The sequence below is a fragment of the Streptococcus sp. ZY171113 genome, assembly GCF_057748235.1.
This window is the reverse complement of record NZ_CM173243.1, coordinates 1,916,933-1,932,497: the sequence shown is the minus strand read 5'-3', so window position 1 is coordinate 1,932,497 and position 15,565 is coordinate 1,916,933. Positions and strand designations below refer to the sequence as shown.

Genomic DNA, 15,565 nt, shown 5'->3' with positions numbered 1-15,565 from the left:
TTTAGCTGACCGCTAAAGGGTTAGGAATGGGCAACCTCGACCTGCATCTGGTTAGCCCCTGTCGTGTAGTGGTCGGTGTCAAAGCGTTTTTCCACCGCCCGCAGGATTCGGGTCACAGTGAAGGTCAAAACAAAGTAGATGACCGCAATCACGGTGAAGGTTTGGAAGTATTGGTAGGTCTGGGTAGCAACCGTGTTACCAGAGAAGTAGAGCTCCACCACCGAAATCACGTTGAGGACAGAGGTGTCCTTGATGTTGATGACGAACTCGTTACCCGTCGCTGGCAGGATGTTGCGGATGACCTGGGGCAGAACCACCTTTTCCATGGTCTGGTTGTGGGTAAAGCCCAGAGCAGTCGCTGCCTCAAACTGGCCCTTATCAACCGCCTGGATGCCCCCACGAACAATCTCGCTCATGTAGGCACCTGTGTTGATGGAAACGATGAAGATGGCCGCCAGGGTTCGGTCCAGGTTGAGACCGAAAGCCTGAGCAGTACCGTAGTAGATAACCATGGACTGTACAATCATTGGCGTGCCACGGAAAACCTCGATATAGACGTTAATCAGCCAACCGCCGATTTTTTGGACAATAGCTAGCGCTTTGTTGGCAGCTTTTGGTGCGGTACGGAAAACCCCGATGGCCAGACCGATGAGGGTACCAGCTACCGTCCCGACGATGGAAATCAAGAGGGTCATGCCTGTACCGTTCAGAAGAGACTTCCAGTTACCCGTAAAGATGTTCCAAGCCTGTTTCAAGAAGGATGGTTTCTCACCTTCTTCCTCAGCCAGAGGCTGGAGAGGAATCATGCTGTCCATGAGCTTGGTCTGCTCTTCCTGTGGGAAGTCAGCCAGGACCTCGTTGACCATGGCCATGTTGCTGTCACCTTTTCGCATACCGATGGCCAGGGCCACGTCAGACTCGCTGACCTCAAAGCCCTCTTCCAGAGAAATCATGGTGAAATCCTTGGAGGCCAACTGGGCAGAAATGCCGTCTGGTCGCTCAGACACGTAGGCATCAATGATGCCTGATTGCAGGGCCTGACGCATCTGACCAAAGTCACCCATTGCCGTTTGCTGGGACACGCCCTCGATTTGGCTAATCAGGTTGTAGAGGTAAACGCCCTGCTGGGAGGTTACCTTGGCTCCAGAAAAGTCAGCCAGGCTCTTGGCCTTGGCATAGTCGCTGTCGCTTCGGACAACCAGCACTGGCTCAGAGGTGTAGTAGCTGTCTGAGAAATCAATCTCCAGCTTACGTTCCTCGGTCGGGCTCATGCCTGCGATGATCAGGTCAATCTTGCCAGACGTCAAGGCTGGAATCAGACCAGACCAAGAGGTCTTGACCACCACCAATTCCTTGCCCATCTTGTCGGCAATTTTCTTGGCCACTTGGACATCGTAACCGTTGGCGTATTGGCTGGTGCCCTCGATGGGAACGGCACCGTTTGAATCATCGTCCTGGGTCCAGTTGAAGGGGGCGTAAGCGGCCTCCATGCCGACACGCAGGACATCATCAGCGGCCTGAACAGGGCTTACTCCTGAAACCACAAGAATCAAGAGGGCCAGGCAGGCCAGTAATCGTTTGAACATTTGAATCTCCTAAATTGTTAATGATTTTACTATTGTACTAGAAACTGTCAGAATTTTCAATAACAACGATAATGAATTCGTTTTCATTTTCACAAGGGTGGTTGAGCTCCCCAAAACCAGCTGATTGCTCTGCCATTTCCCAAACGAAAAAGCCCCGAAGGGCTAGACGTTTAGGGCTTGTGCTGGGCCTCCCACTGGTCGATGCCCCAGCGGTGGCTACCCCGTTTGAGCTTGGCCTTGGCCTCGGAGACGGGGAACCAGGCCAGGTTGTTGAAGTCCTCTAGGGGCTGGCCAGCCTCCGTAAAGCTGGTCACCTCATAGATGTAGGCAGGGTTGTAGTAGTGGGTGTCCCGATGGCTGGAGTAGAAGTACTCATCAGCCTGGCCGTAGTAGCGACCCAGAGTAGCGGTGAAGCCCAGCTCCTCAAGCAGTTCCCGCTCCAGGGCCTTGAAATGGTCTTCGCCCGCCTCAATCTCGCCACCAGGCAGGAACCAGGCCCCGTTTGGCGCCTGAACCAGGATGATTTGGGTCTTGTCGGGGCTTGGAATGACGGCATAGACGCCGTAGCGGTTTTGATAGGTCACATGGGCCTGTCGCTGGCCAAAGGTTGGATTGGTCATGGGGTACCTCGTTTGCTTTTTCCTTATTATAGCAAAAGACAGGCAAAAAGGCTCGTGTTTTGAGCCTTTTTGTTGGGTATTTTTGGAAAATCGCAGAGTTTAGTCCTTGAGCCCTTTATAAACCAGAGCCAGACCAGTAAAAAATAGCCAGTTGAGTAAGGACAGAACAATCCCTATTCTTGCCAAATTGAAGTCATCATCCAACAGGCTGCCATCTGGCAAGAAAATTTGTCGTGCATTGAGGAGCCAGAGAGCCGAAAGGCTACTGACACTCATTAAACCAAGGCCAATTGGCGTTTTGTATGCTATTTTCATGACATCTCCTTTGATTTAGTCATAAAACAATCATCCTTCCTGCTTCATCTTCCTCTATTATACATAATTTAGTTAAAAATGGCAAATTCCCGTGAAATATAAAAAAAGTAAAAAAAAAAACGCATAAAAAATTGACCAAATAAAGTATATATGTTAAAATAAAGATGAGAAAATAGAAAGCTTGTTAGTCTATAGAGGGCGGGATTATTTCTGCCCTCTATTTTAGAATAAGGAATGCACTATGAAAAAACTATTTATACTCATATCCAACCTGCTTGCTAGTTTGTTCTTTGTTTGGGTATTTACCATTTGGACTGATACCTATGTTTCCCATTATTACCCCAACGTTGTTGTACGTGATTCTTCCCCTGAAACAACTTTTCAGCATGTTGCTACACGCTTGGAAAAACTAGCAGAAGAAACGGATAGCTTTATTGCGATTCAACACCAAGATCCCAACTCAGAAGGTACTACTGTTTTTTCTTATACGACCTTTGGGGACGGAAAGTTGCCTGATGGGCTTCAGGAAAGAAAGCTTGAAGACGCTCAAAGTGGCAGTGTTGAAACGAATTACTTTATATTTGATGGACACCTAGATATTCACTTGCTAAGGGAGGAGCTAAGTCAACTTGGCTTGACTAACATGCACCTGACGATTCCGTCTAAACTATCTACTTTAGTGTCTATCTTTAATAACGGATTTCAGTTAATCAGTCTATTGATTTTCATCTTAACCTTTGGAGCACTGACTTTAATTAGTCAAATTAGCCAATTACGGTCGTCGGGCATTCGCCTCATTTCAGGAGAGAAACGGTGGTCCATTTTCCTTAGACCAGTTGGTGAGGATTTGAAAGGGATAGCTGTTGGTTTCAGTTTAGCTGGCGTGCTCACTGTTGTTTTGCAAAAAATTCTGTCGCTTCCAACGGAATCCCTAATGACCATAGGAGCAGGCTTGCTCAGTTATAATCTTATCTTGTTGTTGATCTCCCTGTTTTTCGCTCAACTCTTCGCAGTTGGGATAAAAAAGGTACACCTGATGCAGATTATAAAAGGGCAAGTGCCTGTTAGAGGCATCATTAGTTTGATTTTAATCGGCCAACTATTAGCGGTTATTATTGTGACGCTGGGAATAGGGAGTAGCTTAAAGTATTCCCAAGCCTGGCAACAGCATCGGATAGGAGAAGAGGCCTGGAGTCAGGAAAGACAGCTGACTATCCTATCAATTAGCCGTGAAGGAATGAGTCCTGGTTTTGATGAACAAGCTCAAAGACAGCGCAGAATTTGGTATCAATTGATGGATCTGGCTGTTTCAGAACAAAAGGCCTTCTTATCCAGACACCAGTTACTGGAACGGATCTCGCAAAACGGTATGGCTTCCTCTAAAAACTTGACAACCTCTACAGAATGGCACGATTACAGCCCGAATGGCAATGTCCTTATCGTCACACCGCAATACCTGGAGCGTCAAAACATTCCTGTAGATACAATCATTGAGCAAAAGATGAATCACCTTGATGTAGGGGAGTTTGTCTTATTGTTACCTGAACACCTCCGTTCAGAGGAAGAGCAGTACAAGTCTATTTTTGAAGACGACTTAACCAGCCGTATGTCTAGTCAAGATGAGCAACAGCAAATGACTGCGACGGTAGGTTATTTGGAATCAGGTCAGGATCGTTTTGTCTATAATACGACCCCTATTTCCTACCAGCAGTTTTTGAAAGATCCAATCATCATTGTTGTGACACCCCAATCAACTGGCCCACAGTCCATGATGTTTTGGTTAGACGCAGTTCAGAACTATACTCTCTTTAATCAGCTATCTGACGCCCAAGAGCTTATCCAGAGACAAGGTATTGAAAATTGGGTCTCAGAAATGCCATCAGGATATAACAACTATATCACATTGTCGAATAATATCCAGAGGGAACGTTGGCTAATGCTAGCAGGAGCTGTGCTTGGGATTGCAACTTCAATCTTGTTGTTTAACACCATGAATAGGCTCTACTTTGAAGAATTTAGACGTGCCATTTTCATCAAACGCATTGCAGGTCTCAGGTTCTTAGAAATCCATCGCACTTATCTCTTGGCTCAACTGGGTGTGTTTTTACTGGGATTTGTTGCGAGTGTATTTCTTCAGGTAGAGATAGTAGTTGCTTTCTTAGTCTTGTTACTCTTTACTGGTCTATCTCTTTTACAGTTACATGTCCAAATGCAGAAAGAAAACAAGATGTCCATGCTTGTTTTGAAGGGAGGTTAATATGATTGAACTGAAACAGGTGAGTAAATCTTTTGGAGAACGAGAGTTATTTTCGAATCTTTCAATGACATTTGAGGCTGGAAAAGTCTATGCCTTAATTGGTTCAAGTGGTAGCGGAAAAACAACCTTGATGAACATGATGGGGAAATTAGAGGCTTATGATGGGACGATTTTTTACCGAGGTAAAGACTTGGCCAATTATAAATCGAGTGATTTTTTCCGTCACGAATTGGGCTACCTCTTCCAGAACTTTGGTTTAATTGAAAATCAAACCATTGAAGAAAATCTCAAACTTGGTCTCATCGGTCAAAAATTGAGCAAGTCAGAGCAGCGGGCGAGACAGAAGCAGGCCTTAGATCAGGTTGGTTTGTCCTATCTTAACTTAGACAAACGTATTTTTGAGTTGTCAGGAGGAGAGTCACAACGGGTTGCCTTGGCAAAAGTTATCTTAAAGAATCCACCCTTTATTTTGGCGGATGAGCCAACAGCCTCAATAGACCCAGCGACCTCTCAGTTGATTATGGAGATTTTACTGTCGCTTCGTGAGGATAACAGACTAATCATTATCGCGACCCACAATCCAGCAATCTGGGAAATGGCTGATGAAGTGGTCGCTATGGATAGCCTGAAATAAGATTCTTTGTTTGCAATAGTGCTTTTGGTTGCTGAAATACTATTTTGAATTAATATTTGGAGTTAATTTACAATTGAATTTTATTAGTATTACAGAGCCCTTAACAGCCGACTAATGTGTGATTGTTTGACAAAAGCAACCTCAGATGATACGGGCTTTTCAACACCCTTAGCTAATCTTCGAGAGTGGTTCAACCAAGAAAAAGTTCGCTCAACCACCCAAGGTTTGGGAATGATTTGCCAGTTGCCCTTAATTTTTCAGAACGATCTACTGGGCAGCCAACCTCCTCAAGCATCATCTCTTCAAAACTGTTCCGATAACCAGCATCGGCTGAAAAAGCCTTGATGGTTTGGAATTGTCCCATCACTTTACGAGCCACTAAAAAGCCTGATTTTATGTCGTGTCAATGAGCTGCATGAACCACGACATCAAGAAGATTCCCATGGTATCAACAAGGATGTGGCGCTTCCTCACAGTTGGGTAAGGAGGGAAATCATGGGGGAGCATGCGTCATTGGCAGCCTGTTTTGGTGATAGACAAGGTTGCGTTCACGAGTTCTCGTTTAGACCATTTATAGGTCCGGTGTTTGGAAAAATAGGGCTCAAGTTTAGCCCATTCTTGATTGGTTAAATCAGTATCAGATGATTGTCGTGTCCTATCTTTAGTTTAACATTTTTTGTGAATACAGGTTCTAAATGATAGAGAGTATCATCTAACAGAAATAGCTGCCTGAATCACACCGTTTAGAGGTGGTTCAGGCAGCTATTTCGATGTTATTGGGTTGATAGGGGTCTTGTTAAGATTAGATAATGACTGTCAGTTGATTGGAAATTTTTCTGAAAATCATAGCCATCCCATCCATCTTTTTAACCTAGTCCTCCTCAGTCGTCTCGGTTTCTACTGTAGCCTCAGGTTTAGCTTTCTGAGCCGACTTGATGACGATGGTGCCCTTGCTGTTGAGGACGGCCTTGAGGGCCTTTTCGGTCGGGTTGTCTAGGTAGAAGTCAGTCAGGGCATCCTCGATGTGGTCTTGGATGGTCCGACGCAAGGGTCTTGCCCCCATTTTCGGGTCGTAGCCCAGGTCAACCAATTTTTCCTTGACCTTGTCGGTCACCTGCAAGCTGATGCCTCGCTTGTCCAGACGGGCATTGACATCGGCCAGCATGAGGTCAACGATGGTCAGGAGACTGTCCTTGGTCAGAGGCTGGAATTCGATGATGCCGTCAAAACGGTTCATGAATTCTGGGCTGAAGAAGTCGCCCAAGTGACTGAGAACGGAGTTGGTACGGCCTTCACGGGCGGCCCCGAAACCGACAGAAGCCTCAACCTTGCCAGTTCCAGCGTTGGAGGTCATGATGACGATGGCATCCTTGAAGCTGACCGTCCGCCCTTGGCCATCGGTCAAACGGCCATCGTCCAGAACCTGCAAGAACATGTGAAGGACGTCAGGGTGGGCCTTCTCAACCTCATCCAAGAGAATGAGGGAGTAAGGATTGCGACGGACTTTTTCAGTTAGCTGACCAGCCTCATCGTAGCCCACATAGCCCGGAGGGGCACCGACCAGCTTGGCCACGGCGTGTTTTTCCATGTACTCGCTCATGTCAAAGCGAATCATGCTATCAGCTGAGCCAAAGAGTTCGACCGCCAGCTGCTTAGACAGCTCGGTCTTGCCGACACCTGTTGGCCCGACAAAGAGGAAGGAGCCGATAGGTCGGTTTGGTGAGCCTAGACCCACGCGATTGCGGCGGATGGCCTTGGCAATCTTGTCCACGGCGTCGTCCTGGCCGATAACAGCGGCCTTGAGGTCTTGGGCCAGATTGACCAGCTGGGTCTGCTCTTTTTCCTTGAGGTCGCCGACAGGAATGCCAGTTTTCTCCTCGATGATGGCCTCGATGGTCTTTTCAGTGATGATTGGGGTGTCCTGGTCGTCCAGTTTTTGCTTCTGGAGTTCCTTGTATTTGGCAATCTGGTCACGGAAATAGGCGGCCCGCTCGTAATCCTCGTCCCGTGTGGCTTGATTTTTCAAGTGTTCCGCCTCAATCAACCGCTTGTCCAAATCCTTAGGGTCGATAAAGTTGAGGGTCAAGTTGAGCTTGGAACCCGCCTCGTCCAGCAGGTCAATGGCCTTGTCAGGCAGAAAGCGGTCTTGAATGTAGCGGTTGGACAGGATGGCCGCTGCTGAGATGGCCTCATCCGTGTAGCGGACATGGTGGTAGTCTTCGTATTTTTTCTGGATGCCCTTGAGGATGGTGATGGTTTCATCAACGCTTGGCTCATCAACCTTGACCGGCTGCATGCGGCGTTCCAGAGCGGCATCCTTCTCGATGATCCGATATTCTTTCAGGGTGGTGGCACCAACCAGCTGAAGTTCGCCCCGTGCCAGAGCTGGTTTGAGGATGTTGCCAGCGTCCATGTTGCCGTCAGAGGTGCCGCCAGCACCAACCAGTTCATGGATTTCGTCAATGAACAAGATGACATCATCTCGTTTGCGGAGCTCGTCCATGAGCTTCTGCATCCGTTCTTCAAATTGACCTCGGATGCCAGTTCCTTGAACCAGGCTGACCACATCTAGGCGGATGACCTGCTTGCCTTGAAGTTTTTGAGGCACGCTGCCGTCGATGATTTTCTGGGCTAGGCCCTCGACAACAGCAGTCTTACCAACACCAGGCTCTCCAATCAAGACAGGGTTGTTCTTGGTGCGGCGGTTGAGGATTTCGATGACCCGGACAATTTCCTCATCTCGGCCGATGACAGGATCAATGCCCCCTTTTCGAGCAATGTCGGTGATGTTGGTTCCAAACTCGTCCAGCAGGCCCTTTTCACGAGGTGGTTCCTGTGGGGCTTGCGGCCTGCGGCCTCGCCCATCGCCCCCTCGGCCGCCCCCGCTCTGGGTTGGCGGGGTGTTGGGCAGGTTGGGGTTGAAGGCACGGAAATTGTTCAAATCCGCAAAGAAGTCATCAAAGAGGGGGTCAAGAGAAGCTTTTTCCTTGTGCTGATGAAAGGGATTGAGGGGGCTGTTTTTAGGGTCAGCCTTCATGATTTTGTAGCAGTTTTGGCAGAGGTCCACCTGCCCCTGCTTACCGTTAACGCTGGTGTAAAGGTGAATGGTGGAATCGTTGAGTTGACAGTTTTGACAAAGCATAATACTACCTCCAAAGTCTGACCATTACTGACAAAGGTCAAAGATGGTCAAAATCTTACCTTCATTATAGCACCATTTAGCTAAAATGCCAAAGAAAAAGTGGGGGTGTCAGCAGAGGTGGGGCTAGGGCAATTGTTTTGAAAGTTTTCTAGAAAGTTTCTGAAAAAACCTCAAAAAATTCCCCTCCGCTCTCAAACTCCCTCTGCTCTGCCATTTTCCAAAACAAAAAAAGACCAGAGCTTGTGCTCCGATCCTTGTGCTTATTTACCGAATAGGCCTTTAACCTTGTCCAAGAGACCGCCTGCTTGTTTTTCAACGTCAAGCCCCAGGTCTTTAGCCTTGTCAAGCACACCGTCAAGGCCCTTGCTCAGGTCAAGGCCGTCCAAAAGGCCCTTAGCCTTGTCAAAGTACTCGCCAAGGTCGTCCTTGTGCTCGTTGATGAAGTCTTTAGCAGCGTTAAAATCGCCTTTAGCGATCAGTTCTTTGGCTTTGTCAAGCAGTTCATTTGGGTTCATGATGATACCTCTTTCTTTTGATAGCTTATTAAACCATATTTTCCCTTAGCTTTCAAGGATTTTGTACTAGCAGGGCGACAGGTTCAGGGACCTCTAACTGGCCGGAGGGCTTGAGTTTCCCTGTTTTGGGGTCAATAGCCAAGCTGAGCACCAGGTTACTGTTTAGGCAGGCTACCAAGAGCCAGTCACCTTGTGGGCTGATGGACATGGCTCTGGGGTGTTGGCCTGGCAGCGTCAGCCATTCTCCCAAGGCCAAATCCCCATCGCTCAGGACATCAAAGCGAACCAGGCTATCGTGGCCACGGTTGGAGGCATAGAGGAAACGGCCATCAGGCGTGAGGCTGAGGCTTCCTGCCCAGCTGTCGCCAGTCGTCCCCTCAGGCAGGGTATCCAGGCTCCGATAAAGCTCAAACTCTCCGCAACCGTCATAAAAGAGGATGTGCAGGCGATTGTCTTTTTCGCCCAGCAGGAAAACCATTTTTTTATCGGGGTGGAAGACCAGCTGGCGAGGGCCTGTCCCTGGTGGCAGGTCCAGCTGGCTAACAGCAGTCCAGTTCTTACCATCGGTCTTGTAGCAGGCCAGGCGGTCCTGGCCCATGAGGGCGACTAAGAGGAGGCCATCCGTTGTTTGCCCAACAAAATGAGGGTGGCTATCTGAACCGAGTTGCAGGCGACTGGTCAGGTTTAGCTGACCACTTGAGCTAACCTGATAGGTCAGGATGTCTCCCGTGTGGTAGTTGGCAGTGTAGGCTACCCCTTCTTTGGGGAGATAGGTCAGGTGGCAGGCAGGAAGTGGCTCTTCAAGCACCTGACTGATCAGGTCGCCCTGGGCAGAAAAAACGGCCAAACCCGCCCTGTCTCCAGATTTCAGGAGGCTGAGTATCTTGCCGTCAGGCGTTTGGATTAGGGCGGAAGATTGCTGAGCAAGAGCGAATGGGGCCAATTCACGGAATTGGCCCGTCTGTCTATCAATCGTCGTTCGGTAAAGGTGTTTGCTCCCTTGTTTGCCATAAGTGCCGATAAAGAGAGCGTATTCAGGATAGGTCATGCCGTTATTATAACATACAAGAAAGATTGGGACAAGATAATCATGGTTAAAATCAACTTTTTACTCAAGAAAATGGTATAATCAAGACAAGTTATTGGAACAAGGCGATGAAGGAGGAGATATGGTTAAGTTAGCGACCATCTGTTACATTGACAACGGGGAGGCCCTGCTCCTCATGCACCGCAACAAGAAACCCAACGATGTCCATGAGGGCAAGTGGATCAGCGTCGGTGGCAAACTAGAAGCTGGTGAGAGCCCAGAAGACTGTGCCAAGCGAGAAATCTTGGAAGAAACGGGACTGGTCGTGACCCAGATGCGGCTGGCAGGCATCATCACCTTTCCAGAATTTACCCCTGACAACGACTGGTACACCTATGTCTTTAAGGTGACGGGTTTTGAGGGTCAGCTGGTAGAGGACTGTGTAGAAGGCACCCTGGAATGGGTCCCCTACGACCAGGTCTTGGACAAGCCCACCTGGGAGGGGGATTATGAGATGTTCAAGTGGGTGATTGACAACCGACCCTTTTTCTCAGCCAAGTTGACCTATGGTGCTGACCAGACCTTGGTGGGGAAAGAGGTTATCTTCTACGACAACTAACTGGCCGCTCGGCTATTGCCCCAAGAAATGGAGAATGATATGGATAATGATAAACGTTTTGATTTAAGTTGGTTTTTCAAATGGTTTTTGGACAAAAAGAGCGTGGTGGTGCTCTTGGTCAGTTTGCTGGTCTTTCTCAACCTCTTTGTCTTGACCAAGATTAGCTTCCTCTTTGAGCCTGTTTTGTCCTTTTTGGCAGTGATTTTGTTGCCTGTGGTTATCTCAGGCCTGCTCTACTACCTGCTCAACCCCATCGTGCTTTGGTTGGAAAAATACGGCATGTCCAAAATTGGAGCCATCACGACCGTCTTTTTCTGGGTGATTTTGCTCCTCATCTTGGGTCTTGCCAGTGTTATTCCCATGCTGCAAAGCCAGCTCATGTCCTTTGTGACTAACCTGCCTAGTTACATTGAGACGGTGGAGCGTCAGGTGATTGAACTCCTGCAAGAACCACGGTTCGAGGCCATTCAGCCTCAGCTGGAGGGCATGATTGATACGGTCAGCCAAAGGGCTATTGAGTACGTTCAGGAGTTTTCTAGAAGTGCAGTGGATTGGGCCAGTAATTTTGCCTCCGCCATTGCTAGGGTTGCGGTTGCGGTCATGATTTCGCCCTTTATCATCTTTTACCTCTTGAGGGACGGCAAGTCCCTCAAGGACAAGATTGCGGCCTTCTTTCCAACCCCAGCCCGTCAATCCACTCGCCGTGTCTTATCGGCCATTAACCAGCAACTGGCTGGCTATGTTCAGGGCCAGGTGACCGTGGCCATCGTGGTCGGCTTCATGTTTTCCATCATGTTTAGCATCATTGGCCTGCCCTATGCCGTGACTTTCGGTATCGTGGCTGGGGCCCTCAACATGGTGCCTTACCTGGGGAGTTTTTTGGCCATGGTTCCCGTGGTGATTCTAGGTTTAGTGGACGGGCCTGTCATGTTGGCCAAGGTTTTGGTGGTCTTTGTTATCGAACAGACCATCGAGGGACGGTTTGTGACCCCCTTGATTTTGGGAAATAAGCTGAGCATTCATCCCATTACCATCCTCTTTGTCCTGTTGACGGCAGGGTCCATGTTTGGGGTCTGGGGCGTTCTCTTGGGCATCCCAATCTATGCCTCCGTCAAGGTGGTCTTGAGTGAATTGTTTAACTGGTACAAGGCTGTCAGCGGCCTTTACACCGAGGAAGTGGAGGACAATCATGACCAATAGTGAAAAAATGTTGGCCTGTCTGGACCGTCAAGACCTGGCTGGTGCAGACAAATACTTCAAGCGGGCCCTGGACCAAGATGACCAAGAAGTCTTGGTGGAGCTGGGCGAATACCTGGAAGCCATCGGCTTCTACCCCCAAGCCAAGCTGGTCTATGAACGATTGGCAGCTACCTATCCCCATGTCAACCTGAGTCTGGCCCAGATTGCCAGCGAAGACGGGGAGACTGAGGCGGCCTTTGCCTACCTGAGCCAAATCAGCGAGGACAGCGAGGACTATGTGACAGCTCTTCTAGTCATGGCAGACCTCTACGACGCCGAAGGCTTGACCGATGTGGCCAGGGACAAGCTCCTTCTAGCCAGCCAGCTCAGTTCGGAGCCTCTGGTGACCTTTGGTTTGGCCGAATTGGAGCTGGCCTTGGAAGACTATCAGGCGGCCATTGACCACTATGCCCTCTTGGATAACCGAGACATCTTAGCGGCAACTGGCATTTCCACCTATGAGCGGATTGGTCGGGCCTACGCCAATTTGGGTAAGCTGGAAGCGGCCACCCAGTTCTTGGAGAAGGCTTTAGAGATTGAGCATGATGACCAGACCCTCTTTGAACTGAGCACCCTTTACTTTGAACAAGAGGATTATCAGCGGGCCTGCCTGTCCTTCAAGCAGTTGGAGACCCTGAGCCCAGACTTTGCTGGCTACGAGTACGTCTATGCCCTGGCCTTGCAGGCCGACCACCAAGGTCAAGAAGCACTGCGATTGGCCCAGCAAGGCCTGAGAAAGAACCAGTTTGATGGCCAACTCCTACTCTTGGCCAGTCAGCTGGCCTATGAGGCCAAGGATGGGGAGCTGGCAGAGGCCTATCTCAAACAGGTTCTGGCTTTGGATGCTGAAGACCAGGAGGGGCTGTTCCGCCTGGCCAACCTTTACCTGGAGACCGAGCGGTACGAGGAGGTTGTGGGGCTAGGTCTGGAGCAGACTGCCCGACCGCTGACCCTCTGGCTCTTGGCTCAGGCCCATAAGGCTTTGGATCAGGAAGAGGGGGCCTTGGCCCTTTATGACAGCCTCAAGCAAGACCTGGCAGATAACCCAGAGTTTCTGCTGGATTACGGCCAAACCCTGAGAAGTCTTGGCGACTGGCGGGCGGCCTGTCAGGTTTTAGAGACCTATTTGACCTTGGTGCCAGACGATGAGGCGGTGGCTGAGCAAGTGGCTGAGCTGGAGCGTGAGTTGGGTTACGATAATCATGTTCACAACCACCATCATGGTGGTCATGAGGATTGGGACGATGACGAGGACTGGTCCCATCCGTGTGCCTGCTGTTTAGGTCATGACCGCTAATAAAGAGAGGCTGGGACAAAAAGATTTTGAGTTTTCGAAATCTCATACAGTTATTCCCTGATGAAACTAAAAACAAAAAAAGGCGAACAAAGAGAGGTTTTGATTTTCAGAAATCCTTCTTTGTTCGTTTTTAATATTGGGGTTTGGACTGTTGTCCCAGTCTGTTTATGGTTTTACAGGATAAATATAGCTGACCATGCCCTCAGCTGTGGTTGTTGGGTCGAAATAGCCTCGGTAGTTGGCGATGGTTGGATTACCACCGATGTTGGCTTCCAGAACTTGAATACAGGTCTCGCTCTGAACAGCCGTTACATAGGCCACATGGCCATAGCCACCATAGGGGTCTGTCCAGACAGCGATTGCCCCGACTGAGGGACGGTTTCCAATGGTAAAGCCGTCTGAGGCGGCATTGGCTGCCCAATCACCGCCGTTGCCCCAGTAGGTGTGGGCCCAGGGAGCTAGTTCTTTGACGCCCCAAGTACACTGGCCGATAGGGTAGCAGTTGCCCGAAAAGTGATTGGTCCTAGCGGCGGCCCGAGCTCGGTTATCCAGACTAAAAAGGCGATCCGACTGCCCCGCCGTGTTTTCAGAAACTTGGCTGGTGGCATGAGGGTTTAAGGTCACGCCTGCTTGGACGGTTTGGTGTGGCCAATAGCAGAGCAGTAGGCAGGTCAAGGCCAGGCCTTGTTTTCTCAGTGATTGAACTATCATAACATTCCTCCTACCTAAGTATTCGTTACCCCAACAAAAAATCAGCCGAAGCTGATTTTTTAATATCTGTTAACTGTTAGCTGGCGGGTATATGTAGCTGACTACCCCTTCTGAAGTGGTTGTCGGGTTAAAGAAACCACGGTAGTTAGCGATGTTAGGATTGCCTCCGATATTGGCCTCCAAGACCTGGATGCTAGTCTCGCTCTGAACATCCGTCACATAGGCCACATGCCCATAGCCGCCATAGGGGTCTGTCCAAACCGCAATGGCACCAACCACAGGAACCGTGCCGATGGTAAAGCCGTCGGCAGCAGCACTGGCTGCCCAGTCACCGCCGTTGCCCCAGTAGGTGTGGGCCCAAGGAGCCAGTTCTTTGACACCCCAAGTACACTGGCCGATGGGGTACATGTTGGCAGACTGGCTATTAGTAGCAGCAGCTGCAAGGGCCTGGGCACTGGTACTGAGGTAGGGGCTATCGCTTGTGACCATAGCAGAGCTGGTCGCCGTTGCAGTCCCTGTACTTGCTACGACTTGTTCCATCAGGTTTTCTTCAGTAAGAGTTTCTGTCCAAGCCTCAGCATTTGGTTCCAAGGATAGCTGATCGTTGTTAGGTCGAAAATGGTGCTGAGGCCTTTCCATCTGCCAAGACCGCTGAACAGGTCTGTTCCAAGTGTTGGCACTGGCAGGTTGGGCCAAAAGGGTTGCAGGTAGGAGCAGGGCAGTTGCTGCCAGTCCCATAAGCATTTGTTGTTTTCGTTTCATGTTAACGTCCTCGCTTTCAAGTGATGGGACTATGATACCCCAGAAAAATGTCAAGTCTATGACAGGTTCTTGAAAAAAATGACAAGCAGATTAGAAAACGAAGACTAGGAGTGTCAGTTTAAGGTTAAAGCGATTTTAGTTAAGGATTGACCAGCAAAAAAGAGCTGAACCCTTGTTCAACTCGTTGACGTTAGTCATTTTTTGCTTAGGCCGTCCAGTGCTTGGCTGGGTCAAAGGCCTCACCAACTGGGGTGTCTGCTGGCAGCTCGATGATGCCCTTTTTCTGTGGGGCGTTTGGCAGGGCCAATTCCCGAGGGGCACACATCATGCCGTAGCTATCAACTCCTCTTAGCTGACCAGGGAAAATCAGGCTACCGCTAGGCATCATAGCGCCAGGCAAAGCCACGATAGTCTTGAGACCAAGAGCAGCATTAGGAGCTCCTGCCACAATTTGCAAGGTCCGGTCATCAGCAACCTTGACCTGACAGACCTTGAGGTGGTCACTATCAGGGTGGGCCTCTAGGCCAACAATTTCCCCGACTACAAACTTAGGCTGGTCATCCGCCTCCAAACGCTCCTCAAAACCAAGTTCTGCCAGAAGCTGGTTAAAGCTGGCCAACTGGTCAGCAGTCAGATCAATCTGACCCAGACCCTCAAGAGCAGTCACGCTTGAGGCTTCAAAAATGTTCCAGGCTACCGTTTGGCCGTTGTCTTCACGGTAGATCCGAGCTACCTGGCCCTTTTTCTCAACAGCAACCTTAGCTTTTTGGTCATCAGCTACGATAACCATCAAGACATCCCCCACCTGGGGCTTGTTATAAGTAAAAATCATCTCTTCTCC

Annotated in this window: 13 protein-coding genes and 2 pseudogenes; 5 read left to right on the top strand and 10 right to left on the bottom strand. The window is 49.4% G+C overall.

Going from position 1 to position 15,565, the window contains the following annotated elements:
* Positions 1-20: 20 nt before the first annotated feature.
* From AC3ARB_RS09165 to AC3ARB_RS09155, 3 genes are all read right to left on the bottom strand, one after another.
* Positions 21-1,586 (bottom strand): ABC transporter substrate-binding protein/permease, encoded by a 1,566-nt coding sequence (locus AC3ARB_RS09165; RefSeq protein ID WP_488320261.1) that lies wholly within the window; start codon positions 1,584-1,586, stop codon positions 21-23.
* A gap of 170 nt (positions 1,587-1,756) precedes the next feature.
* Complete coding sequence (locus AC3ARB_RS09160; RefSeq protein WP_488320260.1) at positions 1,757-2,206, bottom strand: NUDIX domain-containing protein; 450 nt, start codon at positions 2,204-2,206, stop codon at positions 1,757-1,759.
* A 99-nt stretch (positions 2,207-2,305) separates the two neighbouring features.
* On the bottom strand, positions 2,306-2,521 hold the full coding sequence (locus AC3ARB_RS09155; protein ID WP_488320259.1) for a hypothetical protein: 216 nt from the start codon (positions 2,519-2,521) through the stop codon (positions 2,306-2,308).
* A 241-nt stretch (positions 2,522-2,762) separates the two neighbouring features.
* Here AC3ARB_RS09155 and AC3ARB_RS09150 point away from each other — a divergent pair, with 241 nt between their 5' ends.
* Complete coding sequence (locus AC3ARB_RS09150; RefSeq protein WP_488320258.1) at positions 2,763-4,778, top strand: DUF1430 domain-containing protein; 2,016 nt, start codon at positions 2,763-2,765, stop codon at positions 4,776-4,778.
* 1 nt (position 4,779) lies between these two features.
* Positions 4,780-5,412 carry an ABC transporter ATP-binding protein gene (locus tag AC3ARB_RS09145; RefSeq protein WP_488320257.1) on the top strand — a complete coding sequence of 211 codons (633 nt, stop codon included), beginning with the start codon at positions 4,780-4,782 and terminating at the stop codon, positions 5,410-5,412.
* A 190-nt stretch (positions 5,413-5,602) separates the two neighbouring features.
* Here the strand turns inward: AC3ARB_RS09145 and AC3ARB_RS09140 are convergent, their stop codons facing one another.
* From AC3ARB_RS09140 to AC3ARB_RS09125, 4 genes and pseudogenes are all read right to left on the bottom strand, one after another.
* Positions 5,603-5,791 carry a hypothetical protein gene (locus tag AC3ARB_RS09140; RefSeq protein WP_488320256.1) on the bottom strand — a complete coding sequence of 63 codons (189 nt, stop codon included), beginning with the start codon at positions 5,789-5,791 and terminating at the stop codon, positions 5,603-5,605.
* Positions 5,792-6,283: 492 nt separating this feature from the next.
* Positions 6,284-8,554 (bottom strand): ATP-dependent Clp protease ATP-binding subunit, encoded by a 2,271-nt coding sequence (locus AC3ARB_RS09135; protein WP_488320255.1) that lies wholly within the window; start codon positions 8,552-8,554, stop codon positions 6,284-6,286.
* A 326-nt stretch (positions 8,555-8,880) separates the two neighbouring features.
* Positions 8,881-9,069 (bottom strand): annotated as a pseudogene (locus tag AC3ARB_RS09130) (hypothetical protein); the annotation flags it as partial.
* A 52-nt stretch (positions 9,070-9,121) separates the two neighbouring features.
* On the bottom strand, positions 9,122-10,117 hold the full coding sequence (locus tag AC3ARB_RS09125) for a lactonase family protein (RefSeq protein ID WP_488320254.1): 996 nt from the start codon (positions 10,115-10,117) through the stop codon (positions 9,122-9,124).
* A 121-nt stretch (positions 10,118-10,238) separates the two neighbouring features.
* On the opposite strand from AC3ARB_RS09125, the gene AC3ARB_RS09120 reads away from it, so the two are divergent.
* From AC3ARB_RS09120 to AC3ARB_RS09110, 3 genes are read left to right on the top strand one after another with little or no spacing between them, the layout of a single operon-like run.
* Positions 10,239-10,715, top strand: a complete 477-nt coding sequence (locus AC3ARB_RS09120) for an NUDIX hydrolase (protein WP_488320253.1) — start codon at positions 10,239-10,241, stop codon at positions 10,713-10,715.
* Between the two features lie 39 nt (positions 10,716-10,754).
* Positions 10,755-11,915 (top strand): AI-2E family transporter, encoded by a 1,161-nt coding sequence (locus AC3ARB_RS09115; protein WP_488320252.1) that lies wholly within the window; start codon positions 10,755-10,757, stop codon positions 11,913-11,915.
* Positions 11,905-13,251: a tetratricopeptide repeat protein gene (locus tag AC3ARB_RS09110; RefSeq protein ID WP_488320251.1), complete on the top strand. Its 1,347-nt coding sequence runs from the start codon at positions 11,905-11,907 to the stop codon at positions 13,249-13,251. Before AC3ARB_RS09115 ends, AC3ARB_RS09110 begins: the two co-directional genes overlap by 11 nt.
* A gap of 165 nt (positions 13,252-13,416) precedes the next feature.
* Here AC3ARB_RS09110 and AC3ARB_RS09105 read toward each other — a convergent pair whose 3' ends face one another.
* The 3 genes and pseudogenes from AC3ARB_RS09105 to ytpR form a co-directional block, all read right to left on the bottom strand.
* On the bottom strand, positions 13,417-13,962 hold the full coding sequence (locus tag AC3ARB_RS09105; protein ID WP_488320250.1) for a CHAP domain-containing protein: 546 nt from the start codon (positions 13,960-13,962) through the stop codon (positions 13,417-13,419).
* A 69-nt stretch (positions 13,963-14,031) separates the two neighbouring features.
* Positions 14,032-14,376, bottom strand: a pseudogene (locus tag AC3ARB_RS09100) (CHAP domain-containing protein); the annotation flags it as partial.
* Between the two features lie 553 nt (positions 14,377-14,929).
* Complete coding sequence (ytpR, locus tag AC3ARB_RS09095) at positions 14,930-15,556, bottom strand: YtpR family tRNA-binding protein (protein WP_488320249.1); 627 nt, start codon at positions 15,554-15,556, stop codon at positions 14,930-14,932.
* Positions 15,557-15,565 lie beyond the last annotated feature (9 nt).

What these genes read in the sequence shown, in the direction of transcription:
- AC3ARB_RS09155 (WP_488320259.1), bottom strand. Translation starts at nt 2,521, where the DNA reads ATGAAAATAGCATACAAAACGCCAATTGGCCTTGGTTTAATGAGTGTC.
- ytpR (WP_488320249.1), bottom strand. Translation starts at nt 15,556, where the DNA reads ATGATTTTTACTTATAACAAGCCCCAGGTGGGGGATGTCTTGATGGTT.
- AC3ARB_RS09135 (WP_488320255.1), bottom strand. Translation starts at nt 8,554, where the DNA reads ATGCTTTGTCAAAACTGTCAACTCAACGATTCCACCATTCACCTTTAC.
- AC3ARB_RS09115 (WP_488320252.1), top strand. Translation starts at nt 10,755, where the DNA reads ATGGATAATGATAAACGTTTTGATTTAAGTTGGTTTTTCAAATGGTTT.
- AC3ARB_RS09105 (WP_488320250.1), bottom strand. Translation starts at nt 13,962, where the DNA reads ATGATAGTTCAATCACTGAGAAAACAAGGCCTGGCCTTGACCTGCCTA.
- AC3ARB_RS09120 (WP_488320253.1), top strand. Translation starts at nt 10,239, where the DNA reads ATGGTTAAGTTAGCGACCATCTGTTACATTGACAACGGGGAGGCCCTG.
- AC3ARB_RS09150 (WP_488320258.1), top strand. Translation starts at nt 2,763, where the DNA reads ATGAAAAAACTATTTATACTCATATCCAACCTGCTTGCTAGTTTGTTC.
- AC3ARB_RS09110 (WP_488320251.1), top strand. Translation starts at nt 11,905, where the DNA reads ATGACCAATAGTGAAAAAATGTTGGCCTGTCTGGACCGTCAAGACCTG.
- AC3ARB_RS09145 (WP_488320257.1), top strand. Translation starts at nt 4,780, where the DNA reads ATGATTGAACTGAAACAGGTGAGTAAATCTTTTGGAGAACGAGAGTTA.
- AC3ARB_RS09160 (WP_488320260.1), bottom strand. Translation starts at nt 2,206, where the DNA reads ATGACCAATCCAACCTTTGGCCAGCGACAGGCCCATGTGACCTATCAA.
- AC3ARB_RS09125 (WP_488320254.1), bottom strand. Translation starts at nt 10,117, where the DNA reads ATGACCTATCCTGAATACGCTCTCTTTATCGGCACTTATGGCAAACAA.
- AC3ARB_RS09165 (WP_488320261.1), bottom strand. Translation starts at nt 1,586, where the DNA reads ATGTTCAAACGATTACTGGCCTGCCTGGCCCTCTTGATTCTTGTGGTT.